This window comes from Trichlorobacter sp., assembly GCF_030247655.1.
In the GTDB taxonomy this organism is placed as follows: domain Bacteria; phylum Desulfobacterota; class Desulfuromonadia; order Geobacterales; family Pseudopelobacteraceae; genus Trichlorobacter.
In genome coordinates this window covers 1-6,207 of record NZ_JAOTRZ010000182.1, presented here as the reverse complement: position 1 = coordinate 6,207, position 6,207 = coordinate 1, and the positions used below count along the sequence as shown (strand labels likewise).

The 6,207-nt window shown below is 49.8% G+C and carries 5 protein-coding genes, 1 tRNA gene and 1 pseudogene; 3 read left to right on the top strand and 4 right to left on the bottom strand.

The genetic code is table 11. The features are described from left to right. Positions 1-305 (bottom strand): 4Fe-4S dicluster domain-containing protein (locus OEL57_RS13135; RefSeq protein ID WP_300741025.1); only part of this gene is annotated, 305 nt, incomplete at its 3' end. Positions 306-517: 212 nt separating this feature from the next. Next, entirely contained in the window at positions 518-1,906 is a 1,389-nt protein-coding gene (locus tag OEL57_RS13130) for a tetrathionate reductase family octaheme c-type cytochrome (RefSeq protein ID WP_300741023.1), read from the bottom strand. Between the two features lie 248 nt (positions 1,907-2,154). On the opposite strand from OEL57_RS13130, the gene OEL57_RS13125 reads away from it, so the two are divergent. Then, positions 2,155-2,230: transfer RNA gene (locus OEL57_RS13125), tRNA-Asn, on the top strand. Between the two features lie 138 nt (positions 2,231-2,368). Further along, positions 2,369-2,866, top strand: a complete 498-nt coding sequence (locus OEL57_RS13120) for a ferritin-like domain-containing protein (protein WP_300741021.1) — start codon at positions 2,369-2,371, stop codon at positions 2,864-2,866. Between the two features lie 85 nt (positions 2,867-2,951). Here OEL57_RS13120 and OEL57_RS13115 read toward each other — a convergent pair whose 3' ends face one another. Further along, on the bottom strand, positions 2,952-4,964 hold the full coding sequence (locus tag OEL57_RS13115) for a sodium-translocating pyrophosphatase (RefSeq protein WP_300741019.1): 2,013 nt from the start codon (positions 4,962-4,964) through the stop codon (positions 2,952-2,954). A gap of 220 nt (positions 4,965-5,184) precedes the next feature. Here OEL57_RS13115 and ybgF point away from each other — a divergent pair, with 220 nt between their 5' ends. Next, complete coding sequence (ybgF, locus tag OEL57_RS13110; RefSeq protein WP_300741017.1) at positions 5,185-6,000, top strand: tol-pal system protein YbgF; 816 nt, start codon at positions 5,185-5,187, stop codon at positions 5,998-6,000. A gap of 81 nt (positions 6,001-6,081) precedes the next feature. Here the strand turns inward: ybgF and hisB are convergent. Continuing rightward, a pseudogene (gene hisB / locus OEL57_RS13105) lies at positions 6,082-6,207 on the bottom strand (imidazoleglycerol-phosphate dehydratase); the annotation flags it as partial.

Genomic DNA, 6,207 nt, shown 5'->3' with positions numbered 1-6,207 from the left:
AGTGTACGCAGGGCATCCATGATGGAGGCAAGGTGCACCTGATTTGGGCATCGGGTAGAGCAAGTCTCGCAAGAAACACAATACCAGATGGAACGACCTGCCAGAATCCGTTGCCACTGCCCCAACTGCAGCAGTCGGACAATCCGGTTTGGAGGATGATCCATAAAAGTTGCCATGGGACAGCCCGCAGAACATTTTCCGCACTGGAAACAGCGCCTGACCGAAGTCCCGGAGAGCTGCTCTACCTTGCGCACCATGTCCAGATCCATGGTTTTCTGCGAGAGAAGCATTTTTTTCTTTTTCATACAACCACCGTTTTATCAAAACTAAAAAAATATTTACTGTTCATATTTTAAGCAGTTGGTTTAACGCTGTTTTGCCAGAATCAATTCACTGAGGCTAAAAATAATTACACTATGACGACCAATAAAATCAAGTTTTATATCACGCCACTTCAACAAATAAGGGCCTGCAGAATTTCTGCAGGCCCTATCAACAACGCCAGCTCAGCTACCGTTTAACGGTTAGCCGGATTTTTTGGATCACCCTTGTAGCCAAGCGCCTTCCAGTCCAGACGACCTTTCTCACTGTGACAATCATTACACTTCAAAGCTTTACCCTTGGGTGTAACCATGTGGTTGACTGGCCAGACCATGGAGGTCTCAATCCAGCCAAACTTGCCGCTGTAGGGCTGACCGGCAGCCTTCATACCGGCTTCAATTGCCTTAGCCCAGTCATATTTTACCCAGTAGGCGGTTTCACTGGTAGGTGGACCAAAGGTGTTAACTACGGCAACTGTGTTGTTACCAGAGTCATATGGCTGCTTACCTTTCATAACTTTGAAGGGGAAGATCTTAGCGTTGGGGTCTTTACGATCACCCTTAGCGTCAGACAGCTTCACAACCTTGGAAGGATCGATCTTGTCGCCCATCAGTACGCGGTCAACGGTTCCGTTATACCAAAGGTAGGTAGGGACAACATCCTTCTCCCACTTGAAGTCACCCTTCATTTTAGCGTAGGTCTTCTCGCCGTACTTATCTTTTGGTGCATTCTTGTCATCTTTACCGGCTGTTGACCAGTCCCACCAGGTTTTAGTTGGCAGAGCCTTGGCAAAGGTTGGGATATGGCAGGTCTGGCAAGCAATCTTTTTGGCATGCTTGTTCAAGAATGCATTTTTATGTACGTTCACTTTGTGGCAATCCGTACAGCCAAAAATTTTCTTAGTAGATCCAATTGAAACGGAAGCTGCCTCGCCCTTGATGGCATGATCTTTACCGCCCTGGTGGCAGTCTTGGCAGGTCATCTTTTTATTACCGCCCATATGGACGTCAATTTCAGGAGACGGATTAGTCAAGGTAGAATCCAGATCACCATGCTTGACCCGGTCGCCACCACCACCATAGAAGTGACAGGAACCACAGGCCTTGCGGCTTGGCTTACCAACAGATTGGGCCACTTTCACCAGATCAACTTTAGGATCAGGATTACCAGCGCCTGCAGGTGTCTTTTTGTAGGTACCGGTTGTCTCATGACAAACCAGACAGTCAACGTTTTCTGCCTTGCTAAAATCAAAGCTTTTGTCTTTCCAGCCATAACCGGTATGACAACTGGTGCAGCGCGGCCAGTTTGAATCAATGGCAACACAGAAGTTGTTGAGCGCGTTCTTCTTACCCAGATCAATATCTTTTCCGTTTAGCTTCTGCTTTTTAGACCAGGTCCAGTGTACCGATTTCATAAAAGCCTTGGTTTCGGCCTCATGACACTCCATACACTTCTTGGTCACTTCAGGGCCTGTCTTGAACGGACCAGCACCGACATAATCGGCATGGTTACCAGCGATCGCAGTTGTTGCCAGGGAAAGCCCCAGCAGCAGCGCCGCTTGTGCCACAAACTTCGGTAATCTCATATGCGCCTCCTTAGTAGTATAACCTCACAGCGAGGTCCAGATATATGAATATACATATAAACAACTGTTTGTATTGGCTTTTTTTAATTACACAAACTTTATACTTGGTTTTTGACGTAAGTCAAGAAAAAGGCTGCCCCATCAGCAGCAAATGATGCAAATGCGCCGAATGCGGTCTCCAAAGATATACGTATTTTTTTCACTTGACTGCACTTTGCTGACTATGATAGAAGAACGGTCTCATTTGTTCCCCAGTAGCTCAGTCGGTAGAGCGGGTGACTGTTAATCACCATGTCCGTGGTTCGAGTCCGCGCTGGGGAGCCATATCATGTCAAAGGAGCAGCCTTATAAGGCTGCTCCTTTTTTATTTCCCACACACAAAAATCACACAGCGAGCTTGAATATTTCAAATTAGCGGTTATAAGCCTTCTCATCAGACCACTAACAAGGAGGGAGCAGATCATGGGAAAAGAATATTCAGTTCAAGAGGCCTTAAAACTTGCCATTAAGGCAGAAAAAGACAGCATGGATTTTTATGTCCGAGCAGCATCAGTGGCAAAAAATGAGCGAGCAAAGAAAGTATTGGAAATGCTGGCAGCAGAAGAAGCAACCCACGTGAAACATTTCTTTGATCACTACAAAGGAACCGAGTTTGGCGACCTGCAGAGCTTTATGTCCACTCCGGTAGACACCAAGAACCCCACCTACATGAAGCTTGAAAAAGCTATCAGTGAAGAGATGGGGGAACAGAAGGCATTGGAGCTTGCCCTGATTGAGGAAAAGGACTGTATCGGCCAGTATACCCAGCTTGCAGCAGGCGTGGTTGACCCGATGGTTAAGGCAATTTTTGAGCGGGTAGTTAAGGAGACTGAAGGACACTACGCTCTGATTGAGGCGGAATATGCTCACATCATGGGGATGGTAAATGACAGCGACATGGATACATTCGTGAGAGAGTAACACCTGTTCCCAGTACAACCTGTTCAAAAGGCCGATCGGAATAACCGATCGGCCTTTTGAAGAATACGCTCAAGACACTCTGAAATTATTTCAGAAGGGGCGCAATAACCAGCGACACTACTGACATCAGCTTGATCAGGATGTTCATTGCCGGACCGGAAGTATCTTTGAACGGGTCACCAACAGTGTCACCAACAACAGCTGCCTTGTGCGCATCGCCGCCCTTTTTCTCGCCTGCCAGCTCACCTTTTTCAATGAACTTTTTGGCGTTGTCCCATGCACCGCCGCCGTTGGACATCATCAGGGCCAGCAGTACACCAGCCAGGGTTGCACCAGCCAGCATGCCGCCCAGCGCCTCCTTGTGCAGTAAAAATCCGACCAGTACCGGCGCGATAACCGCCACTAGGCCGGGCAGGATCATCTCCTGCAGAGCAGCCTTAGCAGAGATATCGACGCAGGTCTGGGAATCCGGTTTAACACCGGGCTTACCTTCAAGCAGGCCGGGAATTTCACGGAACTGACGACGGATCTCATCCACCATCTTGCCCGCAGCCTTGCCAACAGAGGTCATGGTCAGGGCGCCGATAAAGAACGGCAGAGCACCGCCTATCAGCAGACCGATTACCACCATCGGGTTGAGCAGGTTAATTGACTCAAGACCGACTGCGGTAGCATAGGCAGAAAACAGGGCCAAGGCGGTCAGGGCAGCTGAACCGATGGCGAATCCTTTGCCCACGGCAGCGGTGGTGTTACCGATGGCGTCAAGGCCGTCAGTAATCTTGCGGACTTCAGGACCGAGACCGGCCATTTCAGAGATGCCGCCTGCGTTATCAGCGATCGGGCCGTAAGCGTCAACGGTCATAGTCACGCCGACTGTGGCCAGCATACCCACTGCAGCAATGCCGATACCATAAAGACCGGCAACCTGATTTGCCACAAAGATGCCTGCACAGATAACAAGAATCGGAGCAACAGTGCTTTCAAGGCCTACTGCCAGACCGTGGATGATGTTAGTGGCCGGCCCGGTTTTGGATGCCTCGGCGATCCTGGTAACCGGACCTGCAGAGGTGTAGTATTCAGTAATCAGGCCGATGGTGATACCGGCAATGGTGCCGGCCAGAATGGCCCAGAACACGCCGTTGTTGATATGCATGGCCTTGGTAATGAAGTAGGAGGCGACCAGGAAGCCGCCAGCGGCCACAAAGGTGGTGTAGCGCAGGGCTGCAGCAGGGTTGATGTTTTTCAGGAATTTCATGGATCCGACACCGATCAGAGAGAAGATCAGGCCGGCCATGGCCAACACCAACGGCAGCAACATGGCATTAGCGCGCACCGCTTCACCACCCAGAATATCCAGCTGTAAAGCGCTGGCTGTAGCCGCAATGGCGATGGTGGCAATGATGGAGCCAACATATGATTCAAAGATATCAGCGCCCATACCGGCGGTGTCACCCACACAGTCCCCAACGTTATCAGCAATAACGCCGGGGTTACGGGGGTCGTCCTCAGGAATGCCGGCCTCAACCTTGCCCACCAGGTCAGAGCCAACATCAGCTGCCTTGGTGTAGATACCGCCGCCCACCCGGGCGAACAGGGCAATGGAGGAAGCTCCCATGGCAAAACCGTTGATGTAGTTGGCGGTTGCCGGATCGCTGCCAAAGAAGATGTAGGCAATGCCGACCCCGATCAGACCAACCGAGGCAACTGACAAGCCCATGACCGCTCCGCCATTGAAGGCCACCATCAGGGCAGCACCCTGGCCGGTAGTGCGGGCTGCTTCAGTCGTGCGCACGTTGGCGTGGGTTGCCGCCTGCATACCGATGTAACCGCAGAGCATGGAACAGAGTGCACCACCCAAAAAGGCCAGTGCGGTCTGGATACCCATGCTGATGAAGATCAGACCAAAGACAACCATGATAAAAACAGCCAGCACGCGGTATTCACGGTTAAGGAAGGCCATGGCCCCGCCATGGATCGCCTCGGCGATCTCCTTCATCCTGTCATTACCAACGGACTGGGACTTGATGCTGGTGTAAATCAGGATGGCGATGATAAATCCTGCTACCCCAAGAATCGGTGCTAACATCTGCATTTGCATGCCTTTATTCCTCTCTTTCTTTATTGCCAGCAACATTTTACAGTTCAAAATTGAGTATGCAGTACGCATTAACATAAATCTGTAAAAATTTAGACGCTAAAGATCTACCTGTCAAGACTTAACCGTATATATCACTCATCAGCCTTGTCATGCCGTTCCACCTGTAGTATTATGTTTGCCTTAAAAGACGTTTAATGGTTGAAACTACGGAGGTATGGTAATGATAAAAGTATGGAGTCCTGTCTTCTGTCTACTGGCTGCTCTGGCAAGCGGATGCGCTTCATCAGGTTCGGTCGAGGCGGTACGTCGTGACATTGATGAGACCAAAAGCCGTATATATACCATTGAAAAAGACCTCAGCGCTGCGCGGGAAGGTGAAAAAACCTTCAAGTCTGACTTTGCGACGTTACGCAAAGGGGATGCAGATCTCCAGGCAAATATTGACAGCCTCAAATCAGATATGCAGATCATGGCTGGTAAGCTGGATGATCAGCGAATTGCAGCCAAGAAACCTGCTGAAGAACTGACACGCTACCGTGAAGATTCAGACCGTCGCATTGTGGCACTAGAAGATCGGATCGTTAAACTTCAGGTCGCACTCGATGAATTAAACAAGCGGATGAAGGAGGTCGCCCAAGGCAGCTCCACTGCTGGTAAAGACTCTGCTTCTGATGCCCTCTACCTGAAAGGTCTTGAAGCCTTCAAGGCAGGCGATATGCCCAGCGCCCGCACTCAGTTGACCAGCTTTATCGAAAAAAATTCCAGCCATGATCTGGTGCCCAATGCCCGCTACTGGATTGGCGAAACCTATTACGGTGAGAAAAACTATGAGCAGGCCATCCTTGAGTTCCAGGAAGTGGTTAAACAGTACCCCAAAAAGGAAAAGGCACCGGCCGCCATGTTGAAGCAGGCGCTTTCATTCAAGGCATTAAAGGATCTGAAGAGCACTCAGTACCTGTTAAAACGTCTGATAGCGGATTATCCCAAAAGTGATGAGGCCAAAAAGGCCAAGGTGTTATTGAAAGAAGTAAAGTAGGGCTCAAAACTATTTTGTTATAAAAAAAGGGGCAGGCCTGAACAGGCTGCCCCTTTTTTTGTGAAAATCTGTTTTTAAAAGCTACAAGACACCCTTGGTGGACATCACGCCATGCAGGCGGGAATCCTGTCGGGTAGCACTGTCCAGAGATCTGCCAAACCCCTTGAAACAGGCTTCAATAATATGGTGGACATTTTCTCCATAGAG